Source organism: Citrobacter sp. RHB25-C09 (assembly GCF_013836145.1).
Classification (GTDB): domain Bacteria; phylum Pseudomonadota; class Gammaproteobacteria; order Enterobacterales; family Enterobacteriaceae; genus Citrobacter_A.
The window spans coordinates 1,105,381-1,125,899 of record NZ_CP057483.1 but is presented as its reverse complement, the minus strand read 5'-3'; the positions used below and the strand labels follow the sequence as shown (position 1 = coordinate 1,125,899).

Genomic DNA, 20,519 nt, shown 5'->3' with positions numbered 1-20,519 from the left:
AAGCATAGCGACAATTCGCTATCATGCCCGCTGGATTTAACGACAAGGCCGTGGAAATTATCATGCTGTGGTTCAAAAATTTAATGGTTTACCGTCTTAGCCGCGAAATTTCATTGCGTGCCGAGGAGATGGAAAAACAGCTAGCCTCAATGACGTTTACCCCTTGCGGTAGCCAGGATATGGCAAAAATGGGCTGGGTACCGCCGATGGGATCGCACAGCGATGCATTAACCCATACCCACAACGGCCAGATCCTGATTTGCGCGCGCAAAGAAGAGAAGATCCTGCCTTCACCGGTGATCAAACAGGCGCTGGAAGCGAAGATCGCCAAACTTGAAGCGGAGCAGGCGCGCAAACTGAAGAAAACCGAAAAAGATTCGCTGAAAGATGAAGTTCTGCATTCGCTGCTGCCGCGCGCCTTCAGCCGCTTCAGCCAGACGATGATGTGGATCGATACGGTTAACGGGCTGATCATGGTCGACTGCGCGAGCGCGAAGAAAGCCGAAGATACCCTGGCGCTGCTGCGCAAAAGCCTCGGCTCACTGCCGGTCGTGCCGCTGGCGCTGGAAAATCCTATCGAGCTGACGCTCACCGAATGGGTGCGTTCCGGTACTGTCGCACAGGGATTCCAGTTACTGGACGAAGCCGAACTGAAAGCGATGCTGGAAGACGGCGGCGTGATCCGCGCGAAAAAACAGGATCTGGTGAGCGATGAGATCGCCGTTCATATTGAAGCCGGTAAAGTGGTGACCAAACTGGCGCTCGACTGGCAGCAGCGGATCCAGTTCATGATGTGCGAAGACGCTTCGATCAAGCGCCTGAAATTCAGCGACGAACTGCGCGATCAAAACGAAGATATCGACCGGGAAGATTTCGCTCAGCGTTTTGACGCAGACTTTATCCTGATGACGGGTGAACTGGCGGCGTTAATTCAGAATCTGGTCGAAGGTCTGGGTGGCGAAGCCCAGCGCTGAGTCAATCAGGATTGCCGGATAAGCGCAGCGCCATCCGGCATTTTACCCTTACAGATAGCGACAAAGATAAGATGTAGGCTCTGCGACCTGCAAATGAAACTCGCTATGACCCGGGACGTTAAATACCTCTCCTTCGGAATAGGTTTTCCACTCGGTCGCCCCCGGCAGTAAAACATGCAGCGCACCGCTTACAACCGTCATTTCCTCAGGCTCTGCGGTGCCAAAGGTATATTCACCTTCCAGCATCACTCCAACACTGGCGCGGCCAGTACTGCTACTGGTAAAACCGATCGATTTCACTTTACCGGAAAAGTATTCGTTGCTTTGAAGCATAAAATGGCCCTGTTTGGTCATTACGTGGATCTCCACTATAGGAGCACCGCGTTCACACTGTCACGCAAAATTAAACCAGCAGTTCCGAAGCCAGCCGTGCAATCAATACATTAGAGAGCAGAACCGGAACATCCAGCGACTTTTGCAGCAGATCGCGGTGACGCTGGTTAAAGCCCAGGTTATCGAGCATGATGACATCCGCCCCTTGTTCCAGGAGATCCTTCCCGGCATCAATTAACTGCTGCGTGCTGCCATGCAAGGGATTCGCCACGGAATAGAAAGGCGGCAATTGTAACACCTGCCATTTCTCGGCCTGCGCGGCCAGTAATTCCTCAACCGGAACGATAACCCCAACCTGATGCCCATCGACGATCGAGGCGACAAGAGGTGGAATAATACGCAGCGGCTCAAGGAGAATGCTGTTACGGGCGCTCATGTTACTAATACTGGCCGTATTCATGAGCATAATGACGTCGTAGCCCTGATTATCGAGGATTTCGATGACCGCCTGCAGATCGCGTTCCACTTTTTGACGCGAGACGTGGGCCAGTCCGTTGTCATTGAGGAGAGTTAAGAGCGGTTCTTCTCCCGATTCGACCGCATAGTCCTGCATTACATCTTCACGGCTCATTTTCCCCAGCAGGCTGTGATGGGAAATATGCTGTTCGTCAATGTATTCGGTTAAGAGCGGTAGCACCTCGCTCATAGGTACAACGCCGATTGTAAGGATTGCCAACGACGCACTCATTTTTCACCTTCTTTTTACTTCGTCATACATTCCCGGGCAAATGCTTTACACCACTGCGGCACTTGCTTTGCTTTAAATGCACCAAAGCGTAGCAGGAGATCGGTAAATTACAGTGTAAAGATTCCAAATCGTTCCAATAGCTTGTTGTAATCGTTTCTAATTTGGTTTTTAAGATAAAAATTAATACGTGAAAATGTGATGTAGGTACGGTCAGGCTCAGATTCCTTTCTGAGCGATTTTCGAGAATCAGGTCTTATCGGGATCTTCGTAACGCTTCTTCGCATCCAGGGCCTCTTGCTCGCTGGGATGCTCGCTGATTAAGGAATCAGGTTCCGGGTGGTCGGCCCGAAGTTGATACCAGGTCACGGTCTGACCTGGCGTTCCTTTTTCAATGGTGACGATCCGGGCTTCCCGTGGATATGGCGGTCTGGTTGGCATAGTTCTTCCTTTTCATCTGAATGAACCTTAAGTATAGACGCCGCCTGGTTTACGCAGCGCGGTCTGCGCCAGCGCGTGACGAATTTCAGATATCACCTGGTCAGGAGAATGGGTCGCATCGATAATAAAATGAGCCGCTTCGCGGTACAGAAGATCACGCTGCGCAAGGACTTCCTGAACCTCTTCAACCAGCGGCTTTGCGGTCAGCGCCGGACGCAGTTCTTCTTCTGGCGAAGCTTCAAGTCTGCTGACCAGCGTCGACACGGGCGCGCACAAATAAATCACGGTGCCGTTATCGCGCATATACTGGCGGTTAATGTCGGTGAGGATAATACCGCCACCTGTCGCGACAACCGTCGATGGCGCAGTAACAGCCTCCAGCGCAGCGGTTTCTCTGGCCCGAAAGCCTGACCACCCTTCCCGCTCGACGATTTCCGCCACTGTCATATTTGCCTCTGATTGCAGCCATTGATCGGTATCGACAAATTGACAGTCCATCGCTGTCGCCAGCGTCATGCCAACCGTTGTCTTACCACAGCCCCGTGGGCCAACAAGATAAAGCGGTTGCGTCATAAAGGGCATTCCCCAGAAAGCCGCAGTGCTGCGGAATCAAATGTCGTTAAAAAGATAATCATACCATCATAAGAGTACGGCATTAATTGTAAACTTATCCTTACAATAAAAGAGGAGAAGCAATTGCCACCTACTATAGCAAGAAATAGAACTGAGGAAAGTGTAAAATATTTATTACATCATGCCTTGTTACGCTGAACGTCCAGCCACCATTTTTCCAGTTCCGCCGCAAAATGTTGACGGTCGCGCGCGGAAAGACTGTCCGGTCCGCCCGTCTGGATCCCGCTGGCGCGCAGAGTATCCATAAAATCGCGCATCGTCAGACGCTCACGGATCGTCGCTTCGCTGTAGCGCTCACCGCGTGGATTCAGCGCCGCTGCGCCTTTTTCCAGTACTTCAGAAGCCAGCGGAATATCTGCGGTAATGACCAAATCGCCAGGGGCACACTGACGAACAATTTCATTGTCCGCGACGTCAAACCCAGCAGGGACCCGCAGAGTGCGGATATACGGCGAGGGAGGAACGCGCAGGTTTTGGTTAGCGACCAGCACCAGCGGCATTTGCATCCGTCCGGCAGCACGGTACAGGATCTCTTTAATCACATTTGGACACGCATCCGCGTCCACCCATATCGTCATATCTTCTCCCCTTTATTCTGCATAATACGTATTGTCTCGTGCTTTCCCCTTCCGGCAAAGTGCTGTTTATTCTTCATGCCTCTTTCAATACGCGTTAAGCTACGCTTTATCAATCAAAACAACAAAATCACGCATAGGGAGTGACGAGATGGAGAAGAAAATCGGTTTTATCGGTTGCGGCAACATGGGTAAAGCAATTCTCGGCGGCCTGATCGCCAGCGGTCAGGTGCTTCCCGGTCAAATCTGGGTGTATACCCCTTCCCCCGATAAAGTCGCCGCTCTGCACGACAAATACGGCATTAATGCAGCACAATCAGCGCAGGAAGTGGCACAGGTTGCCGACATCGTCTTCGGTGCAGTCAAGCCGGGCATGATGATCAAAGTCCTGAGCGAGATTACATCAAGTCTGAATAAAGACTCGCTGGTGGTGTCCATTGCCGCCGGTATTACTCTCGATCAGCTCGCCCGCGCGCTTGGGCATGACCGTAAAATTGTACGTGCCATGCCGAATACCCCATCCCTGGTGAATGCCGGGATGACCTCTGTAACGCCTAACGCGCTGGTTACACCGGAAGATACCGCCGACGTCCTGAATATATTCCGCTGCTTTGGCGAAGCGGAGCTGATTGCGGAGCCCATGATCCACCCGGTCGTTGGCGTCAGCGGCTCTTCGCCTGCCTATGTGTTCATGTTTATTGAAGCAATGGCAGACGCTGCGGTGCTGGGTGGAATGCCACGAGCTCAGGCGTATAAGTTTGCCGCTCAGGCGGTCATGGGATCGGCAAAAATGGTTCTCGAAACGGGCGAACATCCAGGTGTGCTGAAAGATATGGTCTGTTCACCGGGCGGGACAACGATTGAAGCGGTACGCGTACTGGAAGAGCGGGGATTTCGGGCGGCAGTCATCGAAGCAATGACCAAATGTATGGAGAAGTCAGAGAAACTCAGTAAGTCTTGAGGACTATTCCGGACGTCATGCCGCCACTTCAGTGCGGTTTCGTCCGGCATTCTTGGCTTTGTAAAGCGCCATGTCCGCAGACTTTAACCACTCGCGGTAGTGGCTAAAATGGGGAGCTAATGGCGCAACGCCAACGCTAATATGCAACTGAACCTGTGGCGCACATGAAAGGCGCAAATTGCGTAACCCTTCATGAACCCGCGACATGGCAGCAATCGCGCTTTCGGACGGGGTTCCGCTCATGATGACCGCAAACTCATCGCCGCCAAAACGCCCTATCACATCGCTGCCACGCAACGTCAATTTTAACTGTCGGGTCAGCGCCAGAATGGCCTCATCGCCGATATCGTGCCCCCAGTTATCATTGATACTTTTAAAATGATCAATATCGATCAGCAGCAGAGTGACGTCCCTATGCTGCCGCCGGCACAGGTCGAATTCATTACGCAGTAATATCTCCCAATGCCGTCGGTTATAAAGCCCGGTCATTCCATCGCGAGTGCTCATTACCTGCAAACGGCGTTTATGTTCAGCCAGTTTGGTGGCCGTCTGGTAACTCACCCAGGCAAAAAGCAGCGGATACAGAACAATCACCGGCAGCGTTAACCATCCCTCTAATGGCACGCTGCTGAGCGTCAGAGAACGTGCGGTCAGTTGTAAGGTGACCAGGCAGGAGACAATCATCAGCGTGATGCCTGCGCCAAAAAGGCGAACACCTCCGGCTCCCATCAGGTTCAGACAAAGAATCATCAATAAGGCCGTGGATGGCAACGCATTTACGCCCATCAATCCAATCCACATTCCGGCAAGAATCGCATCCACTTTCAGATTATGAAATTCCTGAATCAGCGGTTCGGTCGCTTTGCTTGAAAGTTGCCAGGCCAGGTGCGGCCAAACGAACGCCCATCCCACCAGCAGCAACCACCAACCGCCAGCAACCGAATGCGTAACCAGCGTCGCGGCGATGGGGAAAAACATCCCTCCCAGCGCAATGGCGCGCGGCATGCGGATTCGTCGGGCAAATCGCAGTCCGCTACGTTGGTTGTCATTAAGCAGTGCGGAATAATCAACTTCATCCAGGGATACTGCTTTTTTGTAATAGTTTTCATCATTCATTATATTTTGGGAACATTCGGAAACAATTTTCCCAAATTATAGAGAGGGGGACGTAGGGGAAAGTATGAAATTTCGGGTGAGCGAATTTCGCCGCTCACCCATTAGGACTATGCGGGTTCGCTAACTCTTATGCCGCTTTTTTAAGGCAGGCACTCATAAACTTACTGCGATCGTCGCCTTTCAATGACTGCTCTGTCGCCTTGACATTGCACTCGCGCATTCTCTGCTGCTGCGGTGTCAGACTTTTTTCACCGGGCTCAGATTTGCTGTTTTTAAGGCAATCGCTCATATAGGCCTTACGCGCATCTCCTTTAATGGCTTGTGCCGTTGCCTGCTGATTGCAGGTAGTCATGCGCTGTTGTTGCGGGGTTAACGTTTTCTCGGCAGCACTGACGGTCGTTAAAAAGAGTAAACCGAATAATAAAGTAACCAGGAATGTAATTTTCATAGCACCATCCTTTTGTGAGTTAACACAGGCAGAAAGCTCGCTGTCTATGCGTTTGCCGGATAAACGTCACGCTATCCGGCAAAGTAAACCTCAAGACTCGCCATCGCTCTGATAGTGTAAGTCTGGCTGCTTACGCAAAAATAACCACCCGTGGTGCCAAACCGTTGATTATTTCAGGCCTAACGCGGCTTTCATGGTATAGAACAGATCGGTCTGATCGGTCAGCCCTACGACGTTCGCGGCGTGCGGTCCGTAGGCGGCGATGCGCAGCTGGCTGCCGGTATGTTCCTGCGATTCCTCTTCAGAATTACCGTAGCTGATCACCATCACCGCACCGTCTTTAGTGTTCAGCGCCTGAGTCAGCCCCGGCGCCTTCGTATCCGGCGCGACAATCTGGCTGGCGTGAGCGTGGTCAGCCGTCACAATCACCAGGGTATTGCCGTCTTTTTTCGCAAAGTCCAGCGCGCGCTGTACGGCTTCATCAAGATCGACCGTTTCCCCAATTTGTCCACACGGGTTCGCGGCGTGGTCCTGTTTATCGATAGAGGCACCTTCAACCTGCAAGAAGAACCCTTTCTCATTTTTACTGAGTAGATCAATAGCCTTGTCGGTCATCTGCGCCAGCGTAGGCACGCTATCATCGCGTTTAGGATTCGGCGTACAGGTCACGGCAGGTTTATCGATATTCCCGTGGTATGAGGCCTTTGGTCCTTCCCAGCGCACCGGCATATTGCCTTCGGAGAAGAGCCCAAGCAGTGGTTTGTTTTGGTTTGCTTCGGTTATCGCCGCTAAAGAGGTCGCATCGCCAACTAACTGATAGCCACGCGCCTGCGCCTGCTCACGCAGCGTTTTACCCTGCCATTCGCCTGCCGTCGCGACCTCCGCAAACGTCTTTGCACCACCGCCCAACGTGACATCAGCACGCGCATTCAACAGTTGTTCCGTGATGGAACCTTTGCCCCCTTTCTCCAGCGCATTTGTCGGGCATTTCTCCGTGGTAACACTCGGACCATAGCATTTGCGTGATGTGACGTGAGAAACCAGGGCAGCAGGTGTTGCATCCTGTAATTCAGCAGTTGATACATTACCCGTAGCCAGGCCAGCAGCCTTCGCCATTTCGAGCAGCGTGGTGTGATCTTTTTCATGAATATCAACACCCAGCGCACCATTATAAGTTTTCACGCCGGTCGACCAGGCGGTTGCGGATGCCGCTGAATCAGTCACGTAATCCGGTTTACCCGTTTTTTTATTCAGCGCGTAGTGGGTATATTGCCCGGTCAGCGGCAACGCATCGATGCCTTTAAAAAAGCCGCCAGCCCCTTCGGCATAATTTCGTGCTGCGGTAATTTCGGAATCACCCATTCCATCGCCGATCAATAAAATAATATTTTTCGCAGGGTTATCATTCAGTGAATCGCGCAATGCGGCTGTTTGATCGGCGGTTAATCGGCGCGCGCCACCAGGCGTCGTAATATCGCCCTGCGCAGCACGGTTTTCCAGTACGGACATTGTTGTGGTTTCAGCGTGGGTGACAGGGATATACAGCAGAGGTAACACTGCAAGAGCAATAGCGCTTTGTTTCACTTTATTTTCTCCATGTAAAAATACAGTCAAAATAAAAACAAAGCGACTATAAGTCTCTGACGTGACAAGTTTATGACAGTTTGTACGCGTACGGCGATTAGTAACGAGGATGTTTCAACAATTTATGTACGTACTCGCGCAGCAATTCCGTATCGCGATCGGGAACGCTGGCATCCGGCTTTACGCCCTGAAGTGCGCCCTCGACCTGATGAATAAGTGTTTGCTGCTGGTTCTGCTCCATATTGCGTAACATCGCCGTGACGATAATCTCTAACGCTTCTACCTGAGCAACCAGTTCTTTCGACTCCTCTTCTTTCTGGGCAAGCTTAAGCAACAACTCAGCAATGAGATTCTTCATAACCGCATTTCCTTATCTAAAGAAGGGAGACGGTATCACTATGAACACAAACTGCCTAGAGGCTTAAAGTAGTATTTTTATAAGAAAGGAAAGACTTTGCGCAAATAATCACAAAATAAAACGAGCGAAACGTTTCTCGCGCGCTTTACCTTCGCTGATTTAATGTGGCAATAACAATAATCACCCTTAGCCATAATTTATAGTTATGACCAAACACGCTCAATTTTATTTAAGTCCATCAAATTCCTAAAGCCTTATTTTTTGTATGCGTATTGCGTCGACGCAAGACCAGAGCTAATTGAGCACTGTTAATCAGCACAATTATCGCCGTTGCAATAAATACCCAACGAAATCCGGCCATTGCCGAAACCGTTGCGCCCATTAACGGACCCGCCACGTTACCGAGATAAATAAAAGACTGGTTATAGCCAAAAATACGACCTGTCACTTGATCGCTGGAATATTTTACCAACAGCGTCTGGACCGCAGGAAGCATGGCACCATCAGCAAACCCAAGCAGAAAGCGCAGTACCCCTAACTGGAACGGCGTGGTCACCCAGGACATGGCAAAGAACAAAACGACCGCGCAGAGTAAAGTCGCCATCAGGATCCGTTCGGTACCGATACGATCGCCCAATTTTCCTAAACGGGGGGCGGAGATCAGCGCGGAAATACCGGGGACGGAAGCAATCAGGCCACTCAGGAAGGCAATATTACTGCTGTCGGGCGTCATCGACTTAATAAATAGCGCCAGAATCGGACTGATTGAGCCATTGCAAAGTTGAATGACTAACGTCGTAAAAAACAGACTTATCATCAGCGCCGGATAGGGTAGCGAGGCAAACACCGCCTTGCCACTCAAACGTTCATTCTTTTTCAGCGTGGGACGCACACCTTCTTTGATCAAAAACAGCGTGACCAGAAAACTGACGACCAGCAGCATCGCGGTAATAAAAAAGACCGGACGCAGGCCAACGTGATCGGCGATAAATCCGCCCATCAGCGGGCCGCCAATAACGCCGCTGATCTGTGCAGTGGCGAGCGTACTCAGCGCCCAACCGCTGCGCTCCCGCGGAACCTGAGAAGCGACCAGCGCCATCGCATTGGGAATATATCCTGATGTCAGCCCCATAATGCCGCGCAGCAGGAAAAGCTGCCAGACGTTGGTGGCAAAAGCCTGAAGCAGTATCGCTATCGCCATACCGAGTGAAGCGCGCAATAACATCAGCTTGCGGCCTTTACGATCGGCCAGACTGCCCCAAAGGGGAGACACAATTGCGGAGATTAAAAATGTCACGCTGAAGGTCAGGCCAGACCACATGGAAAGCGCTTCGTGGGAGGAGACGCCCAACTGCGAAATGTACAGCGGCAAGAATGGCAGGATTTGACTGATTGCCAGACCGGTAAAAAAGCAGCCGAACCAGACGGAGATTAAGTTAACCTTCCAGGATTCCATAAACGCTCAATGTGACAAGTAGTTGAAAACACTAATTAGTCTATCAATAACCTCGGCCATAAGTAGAACCAGAGGTTCGACAGGTTACATTTTGCTATTTTATCTTCCCGTTCACCAGATTTGTGAAATGCATCACATTAAACCCCGGTGCAATCCAGGGTTTTATGCTTAGCGACACATTCCGTAACCCCGCATCCCGAGATGAAAATGGTTGGCGTGGGCGGCGTTGTATTCGGGGCCTAAGCCATTACCGTAATAGTGACAGCTTGCACTGAGCAAAGCCTTCAGCCAGTGGGCGCTTTCATCCTGCTTCCAGCCACGCAGAACGGTAAAACGCCGCCCATCCGCAAGCTGAAAACCGCTGATGTCCAATGCCTGGGCACTGGCATGCTCGCTGCGCCGCGCATCCGGGCGATGATAAATATTACGGCAGGCGTAGCTGCCAAGGTGATCGATGCGCGCCAGTCGGCTGCCCATAAACTGTGCAGTGAGCGGGCGAGCCTGTTGTTCGACAAACAGCGCGGAACTGAGCGCTAACGGGCAAGAAGCGAGGAAGCTGCTGCTCAATTTTACTGTGCCAAAATCGCGAACTCTTACTACGTTGGCTAACGGGCATTCTCCCACGCTATCGGCCACCGCCTGGGAGGAGATGAGTTTCTGTTGATTAGCCTGCGCTAATAGCACGGCGCAGCGTTCCGGCGTCAGGCGCTGTAACTTATATTTGGCGAACCAGTTTGGTGGGTCAGACAGTTCCAGAGGCGCAAAAGGGTTGTACCACGATGGCAGATAGCGATATCCCACGCCGCACACGACACCCAGCAGAATAATGGTTAGCCAGCCTTTCGCTTTCACGCCCCACTCCTATAAAAATCTCACTCACATTATGGCAGAAGCCCGCGAATCCCTCGTTTTGTCGTGGTAATGTATACGCTTTGCGTTCGATGGAATGGGTTTAAGATGGCAAAGTTGCGGGTAGGAATCGTTTTTGGTGGTAAATCGGCGGAACATGAAGTGTCATTGCAATCGGCAAAAAATATTGTCGATGCCATCGACAAAACCCGCTTTGAGGTTGTGCTGTTAGGCATTGATAAACAAGGTCAATGGCACGTCAGTGACAGCAAGAGTTATCTGCTCAATGCAGACGATCCGGCGCACATCGCCCTGCGCCCTTCCGCGACCAGCCTTGCCCAGGTGCCAGGTAAAGTTGAGCACCAGTTGATTGATGCGCAGACCGGCAATCCTCTGCCCACGGTCGACGTTATTTTCCCGATTGTTCACGGAACGTTGGGTGAGGATGGCTCGCTCCAGGGAATGTTACGCGTCGCGAATCTGCCGTTTGTCGGCTCCGATGTGTTGGGTTCTGCGGCCTGCATGGATAAAGACGTCACCAAACGCTTGTTGCGTGACGCCGGACTGAATATCGCGCCATTTATTACGCTGACGCGAACCAACCGCGACAGCATTCGCTTTGCCGATGTTGAAGCAAAACTGGGGCTGCCGCTGTTTGTTAAGCCCGCAAATCAGGGCTCTTCCGTTGGCGTGAGTAAAGTGACCAGCGAAGCGCAATATGAAAAGGCTGTCGCCCTGGCCTTCGAATTCGATCATAAAGTGGTGGTTGAGCAAGGTATTAAAGGTCGTGAGATCGAATGTGCCGTGCTTGGCAATGAATTTCCACAAGCCAGCACCTGCGGCGAGATCGTCCTGAACAGCGATTTTTACGCCTACGATACCAAATACATTGATGACAACGGCGCTCAGGTAGTGGTACCAGCAGCCATTGACCCGCAAATCAACGACAAGATCCGAGAGATTGCGATCCAGGCTTACCAGACGCTGGGATGCGCCGGAATGGCCCGTGTCGATGTTTTTTTAACAGCGGATAACGACGTGGTGATCAACGAGATCAACACGTTGCCGGGCTTTACCAACATCAGCATGTACCCGAAGCTCTGGCAAGCCAGCGGTTTAGGGTATACCGATTTGATCACCCGACTGATCGAACTGGCGCTGGAGCGTCACGCAGCGGATAACGCACTCAAAACCACGATGTAAATACTGCGAAACGGCGCAGACCTCCCCGTCTACGCCGTTTCTTCATCCTCATCTACGCGACGGCGAATGATCAATCCCGCTAACCAGAAACTAACGACCCAGGTCACTAATCCCACGGCATAGGTTTGCCAACCTTTGGCTTCAAAACCTAACAGCCCTACCACGCCATTCAGAATGAAAATCAGCCCAATAGCGAAGGCGTAGTAATGCCAGTCACGGCGTATTTTTACAGGCAGGTTCATAGTTGCTCCAGGACGAAAAAAACGCATCGTCGCATATTTCTGGAAACTCGTCTGTGTCGAATGCGGAATTTCTTAAATGTTAATGAATTTAAATTTAAGTGAAATATTTGTGATCACATGCAAAATTCAGTAATCCAGGAATCCTCCCAGGCCTAAATTACCAACATTCTGATATTGACAAACGTTATGACCTGTCAGACTTCACCCTAAGTCATCGGCATAGCGTCGAAGAAGTAGAAAAGTTTGCGGAGGTCTTTTATGGCTGATTTTACACTCTCAAAATCCCTGTTTAATGGGAAACATCGAGAAACCTCCTCTCCTTCCGGAAATGTGGCCTATGCGGTATTTGTGCTGTTCTGCTTTTGGGTGGGCGCACAATTACTAACCCTGCTAGTTCATGCGCCGGGTATCTATGAACATTTGATGCAGGTACAGGAAACCGGACGCCCCCGGGTGGAAATCGGTCTGGGTGTCGGTACCATTTTTGGTCTGGTGCCATTCCTGGCAGGTTGCCTGGTCTTCGGGGTTATCGCACTCTATCTGCGCTGGCGTCATCGTCACTGATCCTTTTCCGCCAGACCACTACATCCCCATACATTTCGCCCGCCGATCGTCCACGCGTTTTGCAAACCAGGCGGTGGTCAGATTGCGGGTGATTTTCGGGCTTTCCAGTTGTATGCCTGGCAGCATTTCACGCGGTAGCCTTTTACCGGCCTTCGTTTCAGCGAGTTGATACACTTTCTCGTACAGCGCCGTCTCTTCAAAGGCCAGGCTGTCACCTTTTTCTAATTGGCGTCGAATGGCGCTTTCGCTGAGATCCAGTTTGTCCGCCAGCTTACGTACTGCCTGTTCCGTTTTACCCGCCTCTTTGCTGCCGTAGACGATCAGATCTCCGTCAAGCGCCAGTTTTACGCCGCTTGCCTTGCTGACCGCGTTCTGAAACGCAGCATTTCGGCTGGCGTACCATCCGGCATTAAAATCGGCATAGCGGAAGATCGGTGCACTGTAATTGGCCGGATAGTTAAGCAGATGATAGGTCCCAAACCACAGGCCACCCCGGCGGCTGAACACTTCCTGGCGCACCGTGCCGTCCATTTTCCACGGATAGCCTTTACTGTGCTGCTCAGCGAAAGCAATGCTCACCTGCATCGGGCCGCCAGTGTGAACCGGGTTCAGTGAGCCAAACAGCGTCTGTCCCATCGGCACCATATTGATAAAATCGTCAAAGATGGCGCTTAGCTGTTTTTCAGTTTTGACCGTATCCAGCCGCTCGCTGTAGCTCTTACCGGTCGGTGAGTTAATTTTAAGCGCAGTGTGTACCAAAATAGCAGGGATGTGCATTCTTTCGGCGCGGCGGTCAATCTCTTGCCAGGCGATTTTACTCAACCCTGGCACCGCCGGATCCGCCGTGTAGTTAGATTCCTGCTGCGCCACTGCCAGCACTGAACAGACGTTCTCCACCGTCGGCGCCAGTTTCTGGCTTTCAAACGTTTTGGCGATATCTTTCGCCCAACCGTCTCTGTCCTTCACACTGGCGGGCATTTTTTGCCGCACTACGCTCGCGACGTCGACAGGCTTCTCCCCTTTTTTCAGTGGCTGCGATGTCTGAGTACTACATCCAACCAGTACCAGACTCCCCAGCAATGACAACGAATAAAGACGAGCTCCTGCAGACATAACGTTTCCTTTGGTTAACTAAGCGTATGGGTGACAGTCTGAATATCTTTATCATCCAGTTCGCGTTCGAAGCTGCGCAGTCGCTTATAAATGGACATTAGAGTGACCAGCGTAGTCCACGAGTTAATCAAATACTGGAATGAATTGCGTACCTGATCAAACACGTTGTTAATTTGCGTCATCAGACCGAGTGTAATCGTACCGGCAACAATCGATGGAAACAGCAGGAACAAACCGAAAACGTTATCCAGTTGCAGATAGAGAACCCGCGCAATATTAAAATACATATAGTGAAAATAGAGGCGGAAGTAGTTCTGGCGAACCGCGTTAAAAAGCTCACGTATCGTAGGGGGTGTCGCGCGATGAGGATCATCTTCGCCATACACCAACTCTTTACGGTAAGCCGCTTCTACCCGCTGATTTTTAAACTCCAGCCCCGGCAATTTTATCCCGACAAACGCCAGCAGCCCTGTCCCCATCAATGACCAGATGATGGCCGCAATCACCAGACCGTAGGGAACATGACCAATAATAGGCAACTCCTGCACATGAACAGAGAGATTCACTAGAATCGGTAAAAAAGCGATTAATGTCATGATCGCCCTGATAAAACTCACGCCCATTGTTTCAAGCGTAGAGGCAAACTGCATAGTGTCTTCCTGCACACGTTGCGCGGCCCCTTCCACATGACGAAGATGCTGCCAGTTAGCCATGTAATATTCGTTCATCGCTGTACGCCAGCGAAACACATAATGACTCACAAAAAAGTAGTTCAATACGCTAACGATAACAGCGATTACTGCGATACCAAGGAATACAAAGACTTCCTGGTAAAACTGGCTTATCGTCACTTTATGCGGCGAACTAAGTGCAGACTGAATCAAGTCGTAGAAAGGCGCGTACCAGGCGTTGACGGCCACGCCTACCTCGACCAGAAACCAGGTGACAAAAATAATCAGCGATGTCCCGAGGATAGACCAGTACTGCCAACGATGTGGGCTGTAGACAAACCAGAACAGAGCAAACAGCCCCACGCACAGGACGTAGTAGGCGTAGAAAATCAGATAACTCAGCGACCAAAAACGCGCGGCGCTAATGGGAATCTCTGCCGACGCGCCTGTCAGTTTAGCGACCCAGGCACCGCCTCCGGCTTGCCAGAAGATAACGGCAACCAATGCCCAAATAAACGCCGAGAGAAAAAAGGGACCCGGCTTTGGGAAAAAAGACTTAAACATGATGCTCTCCTGCTAACTTCTTATCGTTATGACAACTGCTGTGCTTTTACTGCTGTGCGGGTGAAAGTCGCACCATCACAGCAAACGAAACCGCCCACTGTGACAAAAATGACCATCCTTAGTTCGCTTTCCATTCCTGAAGAATTGTTTCGACTGGTTTCACAAAGACCGGGTTGCCCGGCATGATAAGATCGCGCCAGACATCGTTATAGTGCGCAATCAGCGTTTCTGCACTTGCGGCGGTTCGGTGTGCGGTGGTGTGCGCATTTTCCGCGACCGTAATGCTGTACCCCCGACTGACGCCGTTCTTAATGGTGGTATCCACGCAATAATCTGTCGCGCAGCCGCAAATAACAAACTGACGAATCCCCTCTTCGGCCAGGAGTTGTTCCAGCGTCGTGTTGTAGAAAGCATCGCATGCGGTTTTAGTGACATACCGCGCGTTGGCCGGCCTGTCGAGTTCTGGAAGTAAAGCAAACCCCTCACTTCCCTCCTCCAGTCCCCCCGCCTCAGCATGTTGAATGAAGAGGGTGATATCGGCTGCCCCGGTAAGCTGATTGATGCGTTGCACACACGTTTCCCGGTTGATGCGTGGTGTGGCGAAGACGCCATTTTGCATATCTACAACAATCACGACCTGTTTTTTAGCCATTATTCACTCCTGAAGGGGAAGACCAACTGCTGATTATTGCACGCGCAGGTTCACAAAAGCGGACTTTCTTTGGATGCAAACATCATCGCATTTACTCATCGTTACGTTTTTATCACTATCCTTGCTTTAATTAGCGCTTTGTAATGTATCGATGCGTAGTATAACTACGCGTAGTATTTCATTCTCATTCATGGACACCACCGTTGAAACGTAGTCTGCTTTTTTCTGCCGTGCTTTATACGGCGTCATTGACACCTGTCCAGGCCGTACAGCCTATCGCCGATCCGGTATTCGCTTCCGATATTGTCGAGCGCTATGCCGATCATATTTTCTATGGCAGTGCCGCGACGGGCATGGCATTAGTCGTCATAGACGGGAACCAGCGGGTCTTCCGTAGCTTTGGCGAAACGCGTCCAGGCAATAACGTTCGTCCTCAACTGGACTCCGTGATTCGTATTGCATCAATCACTAAGCTCATGACCAGCGAAATGCTGGTTAAAATGCTCGACCAGGGCAAAGTGCAGCTCAATGATCCTTTGAGTAAATATGCCCCACCCGGTGCGCGGGTGCCGACATATCAGGGAACGCCCATTCGGCTGGTTAACCTGGCGACACACACCAGTGCTCTGCCTCGCGAACAGCCCGGCGGCGCCGCAAAGCGTCCCGTTTTCGTCTGGCCTACACGTGAACAACGCTGGAACTACCTTTCCACCGCGACATTGAAAACAGCACCGGGTACTCAGGCCGCGTATTCAAATCTGGCCTTTGATTTACTGGCTGACGCCCTGGCAAACGCCTCCGGAAAGCCTTATACCCAACTGTTTGAAGAGAACATCACTCGCCCACTGGGGATGAAAGACACCACCTTTACTCCTTCCCCTGACCAGTGCAAGCGGTTGATGGTCGCAGAAAAAGGGGCCAGTCCATGCAATAACACGCTGGCGGCAGTAGGCAGTGGAGGCGTTTATTCGACGCCAGGCGATATGATGCGCTGGATGCAACAGTATCTTTCGTCTGATTTCTATCAGCGCAGCAATCAGGCCGATCGGATGCAAACGCTGATTTATCAGCGAACGCAATTGTCGCGGGTCACAGGAATGGATGTGCCAGGCAAAGCGGATGCGCTTGGTCTGGGCTGGGTCTATATGGCGCCGAAAAATGGACGTCCGGGAATTATTCAAAAAACCGGCGGTGGTGGCGGTTTCATTACCTACATGGCAATGATCCCACAAAAAAATGTCGGGGCTTTTATTGTCGTAACGCGATCGCCGCAGACGCGATTTACCAATATGAGTAATGGGATTAACGATCTTGTTGTCGAACTTAGCGAAAACAAACCGGTAGTCGTTCCTGCCTCCTAATCAGTAATCGGAAGGCAAACGGTTGATACTGACCAGTTTGCCTTTATTCATTTCGATGTAACCGCCTTTACGCAATGCAGCCAGTACTTCAGCAACCACTGAGCGGGAAATGCGTGTGCGCTGGTGAATATAATTCATAACACCAATTCGGGAACGAAGTTCTTCATCCCACTTTATCATTGAAAACAAAGTTGATCTTATTTGTTCGTAGGAGTTGTTGCCGATTAATTGCAGATCGCGCAGCTCAAGAATTCGATTTTGCCAGGTAAGCCAGTAGAACGCTTCTCGCCATAAATGACATTCATCAATGATCTCGACGGTCTGTATGGCTGGCAAGAAATAACCTGTACACGTCCCTTCGGTGACCAGATCATATTGCACATCTTTTTTCATCACCCCATCAGCAAGCCCCATAATGAACGGTGCCTGAGCTATACCAATGAGAATTTGTTCATTGCGTCTTAAAGAGATGACCCCTTCCAGGATAACGAAAGTTTTATCCTGATCCGTGTCATTTGAATAAAGGACTTGCTTCTCATCATGCAGTTCGAAGCGGGTACCGTATTTGGATAAGCATTTATCAAGCTTACCAAACTCCTGTAACGGTTTAGTCAAAGATAACATCTTTTACGCCTTCCTTTGCATTAATGCCCGTCAAATCCTTGACGGGCATTTTTCTAGTCTAAATCATCTTCCCTGTAACAAGGAAAATATTACCAGGTATATTTCACGCCCACGTTTGCAGACCAGTCCTGATCGACGTCACCGCCACCCAGGTAGTTTGCATCGGTATATGCGCTGAAGTTTTTGGTAAAGCTGAACTGAGTACCCAGTCCAACACGTACTGCAGAACCTTCTGTGCCGTTGTCGATAGAGTCGCCGTTAACGTCAGAATCATTATTGGCATCGTCATAGACATAGGCCAGCTTGAAGTACGGGGTCAGAGCCTGTTCTTCGCTGTAAGTGAAGGTATAGCCCGCATCAACACCCAGTTCATAACGCATGCTGTCGTAGGATTGACCGTCAACTTTCAGATTATTGCTCAGCTGGTAATCATCACCAGACTGGAACAGACCGGACACGCTGCCGTACGGAGTCACATAACCTGCATCACCCAGTTTCCAGTCGTAACCCAGTTTCAGACCGAAGCCCCATGCGTCCGCAGAGGTGCTACCGTCAACATACTGGCCGTTGCTCATGTTGGCAGACAAATCGTTGTTGAAGTGGGAGTAGCTCATGCTGCCATCAACAAAGATGTTGTTGTCAAAGCGAGCAGAGGAGTAGATGTAGGCAGACTGGCTGTCCTGATCCACCTGACCGGTACGGTCGCTCATGTCACCTTTGGCAAAGCCTGCAGCCGCACCGACAATCCACTTCGCGTTGTTACCGTCAACTTTGGTATCAACACCGACCATGATGCCATTAACGTCCTGGTCATAGTTGATGGTGCCGTTATCGCCACTGAAGCTGCCGCCGAAGTAGCTTACCCACGCGCCGCCGTTATCCGCCAGACCGTGACGGGAGTTGGTCAGACGAGTGCCAACGGTGTCTTGTTCCAGGTTCCAGATATTGGAGTTAGCGGACGGAATGCTCAGCGCCATGTTTGCATAGTCGGTCAGCTCCATCTGCTGCATAACAACAGTGTTGCCTTGCTGCTGAGCCTGATAAGTGTATGCACCCAGGTCAGCTTTGTTCGCTGCGGAGAAAGTCGCGGTGCTGTTCTTGTCGTTAACGTAGATCAGCTCTTTGCCTTTGTAATCAGCGATTGAACCTTCGCCCGTCGCGTTGTCGATACGAACCTTGTAGTTACCGGTTGCGGCAGCGACGCGGTCACCAGCGTTATCAACTTCAGCCAGATCGGCGCTGTAAGAATCACCGTTACCGTTAATGGTCAGGTGACCATCGGAGTTCATCGCGATTACGCCATAACCGTAGTTAGACTTGGTGGTGTCATTCGTACGATCGTTGGTGAGATCGGCATCCAGAACGAAGCTGTTGCTGTGAATGTCGAACACACCCGCATTCACATGGCTATTAGCGTCGGTATAGCTGGTCAGGTTGAGGGTATCTGCCTGCAGCGCGTACGCCGTGCTGTTGCCCACGTCCAGCACACCGTTGTTGGTTACGTTGATGGTGTTTGCATACAGTGCAGCATCACCCGCCCCCCAACCTGCGGAAGCATCATCAGCAATAGTCACGGTACTGTTGTTGATGGACAGTGAATCAGTAGCGACATGACCATCTTCATTGATGTTCAGGGCTGAACCACCGGTCAGGGCAATGGTGTCAGAAACCAGAGTAGAATCTGCAACGTTCACGACAGAACCGCTGTTGATATTCAGAGTATCAATCAGGGAGGCTTTGGTGGTATCCCACTGTGAACCGCCGTTCAGCGTTACATTGAACAGGCCGCTTTGGTAGACTTCGTTGCCAATAACGTGGCCATCTTCACCATAAGCAGTGTCGCTATTATCTACGCCATAAGTCGACCATGGCCACAGGCTGTTTGCTGCGATATCGATCAGCGTAGCCGTTGCTTCTGTGCCACTAGCAACGCTGTCGTAATCGCCGTCACCATCGGTATCCACCTGGTGTACAGACATTGCTGCGCCGACCCACTTGCTACCGTTATTTAAGGTCAGATCCAGACGATCGGTACCATCCCAGCCGTTAGTATCAACGGTGGCATCGGTATCGCGATAGCTGTCTGCACCGTTCGGGAAGAAGTTTTCGTCGAAGTTACTGGAGAAAACCACATCGCCCATCAGGGTTGAGTTATTGAAGGTTGCTGTGGTCTGCATAGCGTTATCAGCATTCGGATTCGCCACCACTGCCAGAGCCACATCGTCAGCCGTGTTAGCACCGTTGTAATCGCTGGCGTTGTTGTTGTTACCGAACCAGCCTGAAGTACCTTCGTCAGACAGTGAGCCAGAGGTCACCGTTGAGTCTTTCACGGTGATAGTGTTGTTAAACACTTCGCTGCTGTTAACGCCGGTGCTGACCGTGTTGTTGTCAACATCACTCCACTCGTAGCCCTGAGTCAGGGTAATACCTGCAACGTGTGAGTTGTTGCTGATGGCCAGATCAACTTCCTGATCCAGAGTGATTGCAGTACCCAGGCCGAACACATTAACCACGTGCGTATCAGCAGTACCGTCGGTGTACGTACCATTATAGGTATAATGTTCGTAGTTATCGTCAATGGTTGAGTTATCAACGGTCAGGGTCAGACGATCATAAACATAGCCAGTCGCATCACGGCCCACGCAGTCGGTAGTCATGCACTCGGAGGTGATCATGCCGTGAATGGTGCTGTTTTTAATGGTCAGGCTGTTGTTATTGGTGTTTGTGGTAAGCCCATCATCCAGATACCAGGTTGAAATCACACCATTAACGGTTGCGTTTTTAATGACCGGATAAATATCACCGTTGTAAACGCTATCGGTGGCATAGTTATTCCAGCCAACATACCCATCGAAATACACGCCATCAGCGTAAGTGGCATCGTTATAATGGGCAAATGTGGTGTAAGTGGTACCAGAAATATCAGTTGAAGCATTCGCCTGAGAGGTGATAGCCAGAGTGCAAGCCAATGCTAATTGTGAGACTACAAGTTTCTTTTTCCAGGAGTGCATTTGTCATCCCTCCTCAGGGACGTAATAGAGTTGATCCATCA

The 20,519-nt window shown here is 50.9% G+C and carries 22 protein-coding genes; 5 read left to right on the top strand and 17 right to left on the bottom strand.

Going from position 1 to position 20,519, the window contains the following annotated elements:
• The first annotated feature begins 62 nt into the window (after positions 1-62).
• Positions 63-974, top strand: coding sequence for a recombination-associated protein RdgC (gene rdgC / locus HVY19_RS05245; RefSeq protein ID WP_181683308.1), 912 nt, complete (start codon positions 63-65; stop codon positions 972-974).
• A gap of 48 nt (positions 975-1,022) precedes the next feature.
• Here the strand turns inward: rdgC and ppnP are convergent, their stop codons facing one another.
• From ppnP to HVY19_RS05220, 5 genes are all read right to left on the bottom strand, one after another.
• The gene (ppnP, locus tag HVY19_RS05240; protein ID WP_181684219.1) at positions 1,023-1,307 is read right to left on the bottom strand and encodes a pyrimidine/purine nucleoside phosphorylase; all 285 of its coding nucleotides are present in this window, start codon (positions 1,305-1,307) and stop codon (positions 1,023-1,025) included.
• Between the two features lie 70 nt (positions 1,308-1,377).
• Complete coding sequence (locus HVY19_RS05235; protein WP_181683307.1) at positions 1,378-2,055, bottom strand: AroM family protein; 678 nt, start codon at positions 2,053-2,055, stop codon at positions 1,378-1,380.
• Positions 2,056-2,301: 246 nt separating this feature from the next.
• On the bottom strand, positions 2,302-2,493 hold the full coding sequence (gene yaiA / locus HVY19_RS05230) for a protein YaiA (protein ID WP_181683306.1): 192 nt from the start codon (positions 2,491-2,493) through the stop codon (positions 2,302-2,304).
• 27 nt (positions 2,494-2,520) lie between these two features.
• The gene (gene aroL / locus HVY19_RS05225) at positions 2,521-3,066 is read right to left on the bottom strand and encodes a shikimate kinase AroL (protein WP_181683305.1); all 546 of its coding nucleotides are present in this window, start codon (positions 3,064-3,066) and stop codon (positions 2,521-2,523) included.
• 179 nt (positions 3,067-3,245) lie between these two features.
• A complete protein-coding gene (locus HVY19_RS05220) occupies positions 3,246-3,704 on the bottom strand; it encodes a YaiI/YqxD family protein (protein ID WP_181683304.1) in 459 nt (152 codons plus the stop codon).
• A 148-nt stretch (positions 3,705-3,852) separates the two neighbouring features.
• Between HVY19_RS05220 and proC the strand changes: the two genes are divergently transcribed.
• Entirely contained in the window at positions 3,853-4,662 is an 810-nt protein-coding gene (gene proC, locus HVY19_RS05215) for a pyrroline-5-carboxylate reductase (RefSeq protein ID WP_181683303.1), read from the top strand.
• A 15-nt stretch (positions 4,663-4,677) separates the two neighbouring features.
• Here proC and adrA read toward each other — a convergent pair whose 3' ends face one another.
• The 6 genes from adrA to HVY19_RS05185 all read right to left on the bottom strand — a co-directional run bounded on the left by adrA (position 4,678) and on the right by HVY19_RS05185 (position 10,476).
• The gene (adrA, locus tag HVY19_RS05210) at positions 4,678-5,778 is read right to left on the bottom strand and encodes a diguanylate cyclase AdrA (RefSeq protein WP_181683302.1); all 1,101 of its coding nucleotides are present in this window, start codon (positions 5,776-5,778) and stop codon (positions 4,678-4,680) included.
• A gap of 127 nt (positions 5,779-5,905) precedes the next feature.
• Positions 5,906-6,226: a phosphate starvation-inducible protein PsiF gene (psiF, locus tag HVY19_RS05205; RefSeq protein ID WP_181683301.1), complete on the bottom strand. Its 321-nt coding sequence runs from the start codon at positions 6,224-6,226 to the stop codon at positions 5,906-5,908.
• Between the two features lie 168 nt (positions 6,227-6,394).
• Entirely contained in the window at positions 6,395-7,810 is a 1,416-nt protein-coding gene (phoA, locus tag HVY19_RS05200; protein WP_181683300.1) for an alkaline phosphatase, read from the bottom strand.
• Between the two features lie 97 nt (positions 7,811-7,907).
• A complete protein-coding gene (gene iraP, locus HVY19_RS05195; protein WP_181683299.1) occupies positions 7,908-8,168 on the bottom strand; it encodes an anti-adapter protein IraP in 261 nt (86 codons plus the stop codon).
• A 238-nt stretch (positions 8,169-8,406) separates the two neighbouring features.
• A complete protein-coding gene (locus HVY19_RS05190; protein WP_181683298.1) occupies positions 8,407-9,624 on the bottom strand; it encodes a multidrug efflux MFS transporter in 1,218 nt (405 codons plus the stop codon).
• A 168-nt stretch (positions 9,625-9,792) separates the two neighbouring features.
• Positions 9,793-10,476: an extensin family protein gene (locus HVY19_RS05185; protein ID WP_181683297.1), complete on the bottom strand. Its 684-nt coding sequence runs from the start codon at positions 10,474-10,476 to the stop codon at positions 9,793-9,795.
• A 105-nt stretch (positions 10,477-10,581) separates the two neighbouring features.
• Here HVY19_RS05185 and ddlA point away from each other — a divergent pair, with 105 nt between their 5' ends.
• Positions 10,582-11,676 carry a D-alanine--D-alanine ligase gene (ddlA, locus tag HVY19_RS05180; RefSeq protein WP_181683296.1) on the top strand — a complete coding sequence of 365 codons (1,095 nt, stop codon included), beginning with the start codon at positions 10,582-10,584 and terminating at the stop codon, positions 11,674-11,676.
• 29 nt (positions 11,677-11,705) lie between these two features.
• Here ddlA and HVY19_RS05175 read toward each other — a convergent pair whose 3' ends face one another.
• Positions 11,706-11,918, bottom strand: a complete 213-nt coding sequence (locus HVY19_RS05175; RefSeq protein WP_181683295.1) for a DUF2754 family protein — start codon at positions 11,916-11,918, stop codon at positions 11,706-11,708.
• A 258-nt stretch (positions 11,919-12,176) separates the two neighbouring features.
• Between HVY19_RS05175 and HVY19_RS05170 the strand changes: the two genes are divergently transcribed.
• Entirely contained in the window at positions 12,177-12,482 is a 306-nt protein-coding gene (locus HVY19_RS05170) for a YaiY family protein (RefSeq protein WP_181683294.1), read from the top strand.
• An 18-nt stretch (positions 12,483-12,500) separates the two neighbouring features.
• Here HVY19_RS05170 and HVY19_RS05165 read toward each other — a convergent pair whose 3' ends face one another.
• From HVY19_RS05165 to HVY19_RS05155, 3 genes are all read right to left on the bottom strand, one after another.
• The gene (locus tag HVY19_RS05165; protein ID WP_181683293.1) at positions 12,501-13,595 is read right to left on the bottom strand and encodes a DUF1615 domain-containing protein; all 1,095 of its coding nucleotides are present in this window, start codon (positions 13,593-13,595) and stop codon (positions 12,501-12,503) included.
• A gap of 14 nt (positions 13,596-13,609) precedes the next feature.
• Complete coding sequence (gene sbmA / locus HVY19_RS05160; RefSeq protein ID WP_181683292.1) at positions 13,610-14,830, bottom strand: peptide antibiotic transporter SbmA; 1,221 nt, start codon at positions 14,828-14,830, stop codon at positions 13,610-13,612.
• A 118-nt stretch (positions 14,831-14,948) separates the two neighbouring features.
• Positions 14,949-15,482: an isochorismatase family protein gene (locus HVY19_RS05155; protein WP_181683291.1), complete on the bottom strand. Its 534-nt coding sequence runs from the start codon at positions 15,480-15,482 to the stop codon at positions 14,949-14,951.
• Between the two features lie 203 nt (positions 15,483-15,685).
• Between HVY19_RS05155 and ampH the strand changes: the two genes are divergently transcribed.
• Positions 15,686-16,843, top strand: coding sequence for a D-alanyl-D-alanine-carboxypeptidase/endopeptidase AmpH (gene ampH, locus HVY19_RS05150; RefSeq protein ID WP_181683290.1), 1,158 nt, complete (start codon positions 15,686-15,688; stop codon positions 16,841-16,843).
• On the opposite strand, the gene iprA is transcribed toward ampH, so the two are convergent.
• Positions 16,844-17,467 carry a hydrogen peroxide resistance inhibitor IprA gene (gene iprA / locus HVY19_RS05145; protein WP_181683289.1) on the bottom strand — a complete coding sequence of 208 codons (624 nt, stop codon included), beginning with the start codon at positions 17,465-17,467 and terminating at the stop codon, positions 16,844-16,846.
• An 89-nt stretch (positions 17,468-17,556) separates the two neighbouring features.
• Complete coding sequence (gene ehaB / locus HVY19_RS05140) at positions 17,557-20,478, bottom strand: autotransporter adhesin EhaB (protein ID WP_181683288.1); 2,922 nt, start codon at positions 20,476-20,478, stop codon at positions 17,557-17,559.
• Positions 20,479-20,519: the final 41 nt, after the last annotated feature.

Bases quoted from the DNA above. Each gene is read 5' to 3' on its own strand.
- rdgC (WP_181683308.1), top strand. From the start codon at position 63: ATGCTGTGGTTCAAAAATTTAATGGTTTACCGTCTTAGCCGCGAAATT.
- ppnP (WP_181684219.1), bottom strand. From the start codon at position 1,307: ATGCTTCAAAGCAACGAATACTTTTCCGGTAAAGTGAAATCGATCGGT.
- HVY19_RS05235 (WP_181683307.1), bottom strand. From the start codon at position 2,055: ATGAGTGCGTCGTTGGCAATCCTTACAATCGGCGTTGTACCTATGAGC.
- yaiA (WP_181683306.1), bottom strand. From the start codon at position 2,493: ATGCCAACCAGACCGCCATATCCACGGGAAGCCCGGATCGTCACCATT.
- aroL (WP_181683305.1), bottom strand. From the start codon at position 3,066: ATGACGCAACCGCTTTATCTTGTTGGCCCACGGGGCTGTGGTAAGACA.
- HVY19_RS05220 (WP_181683304.1), bottom strand. From the start codon at position 3,704: ATGACGATATGGGTGGACGCGGATGCGTGTCCAAATGTGATTAAAGAG.
- proC (WP_181683303.1), top strand. From the start codon at position 3,853: ATGGAGAAGAAAATCGGTTTTATCGGTTGCGGCAACATGGGTAAAGCA.
- adrA (WP_181683302.1), bottom strand. From the start codon at position 5,778: ATGAATGATGAAAACTATTACAAAAAAGCAGTATCCCTGGATGAAGTT.
- psiF (WP_181683301.1), bottom strand. From the start codon at position 6,226: ATGAAAATTACATTCCTGGTTACTTTATTATTCGGTTTACTCTTTTTA.
- iraP (WP_181683299.1), bottom strand. From the start codon at position 8,168: ATGAAGAATCTCATTGCTGAGTTGTTGCTTAAGCTTGCCCAGAAAGAA.
- HVY19_RS05190 (WP_181683298.1), bottom strand. From the start codon at position 9,624: ATGGAATCCTGGAAGGTTAACTTAATCTCCGTCTGGTTCGGCTGCTTT.
- ddlA (WP_181683296.1), top strand. From the start codon at position 10,582: ATGGCAAAGTTGCGGGTAGGAATCGTTTTTGGTGGTAAATCGGCGGAA.
- HVY19_RS05175 (WP_181683295.1), bottom strand. From the start codon at position 11,918: ATGAACCTGCCTGTAAAAATACGCCGTGACTGGCATTACTACGCCTTC.
- HVY19_RS05170 (WP_181683294.1), top strand. From the start codon at position 12,177: ATGGCTGATTTTACACTCTCAAAATCCCTGTTTAATGGGAAACATCGA.
- HVY19_RS05165 (WP_181683293.1), bottom strand. From the start codon at position 13,595: ATGTCTGCAGGAGCTCGTCTTTATTCGTTGTCATTGCTGGGGAGTCTG.
- sbmA (WP_181683292.1), bottom strand. From the start codon at position 14,830: ATGTTTAAGTCTTTTTTCCCAAAGCCGGGTCCCTTTTTTCTCTCGGCG.
- HVY19_RS05155 (WP_181683291.1), bottom strand. From the start codon at position 15,482: ATGGCTAAAAAACAGGTCGTGATTGTTGTAGATATGCAAAATGGCGTC.
- iprA (WP_181683289.1), bottom strand. From the start codon at position 17,467: ATGTTATCTTTGACTAAACCGTTACAGGAGTTTGGTAAGCTTGATAAA.
- ehaB (WP_181683288.1), bottom strand. From the start codon at position 20,478: ATGCACTCCTGGAAAAAGAAACTTGTAGTCTCACAATTAGCATTGGCT.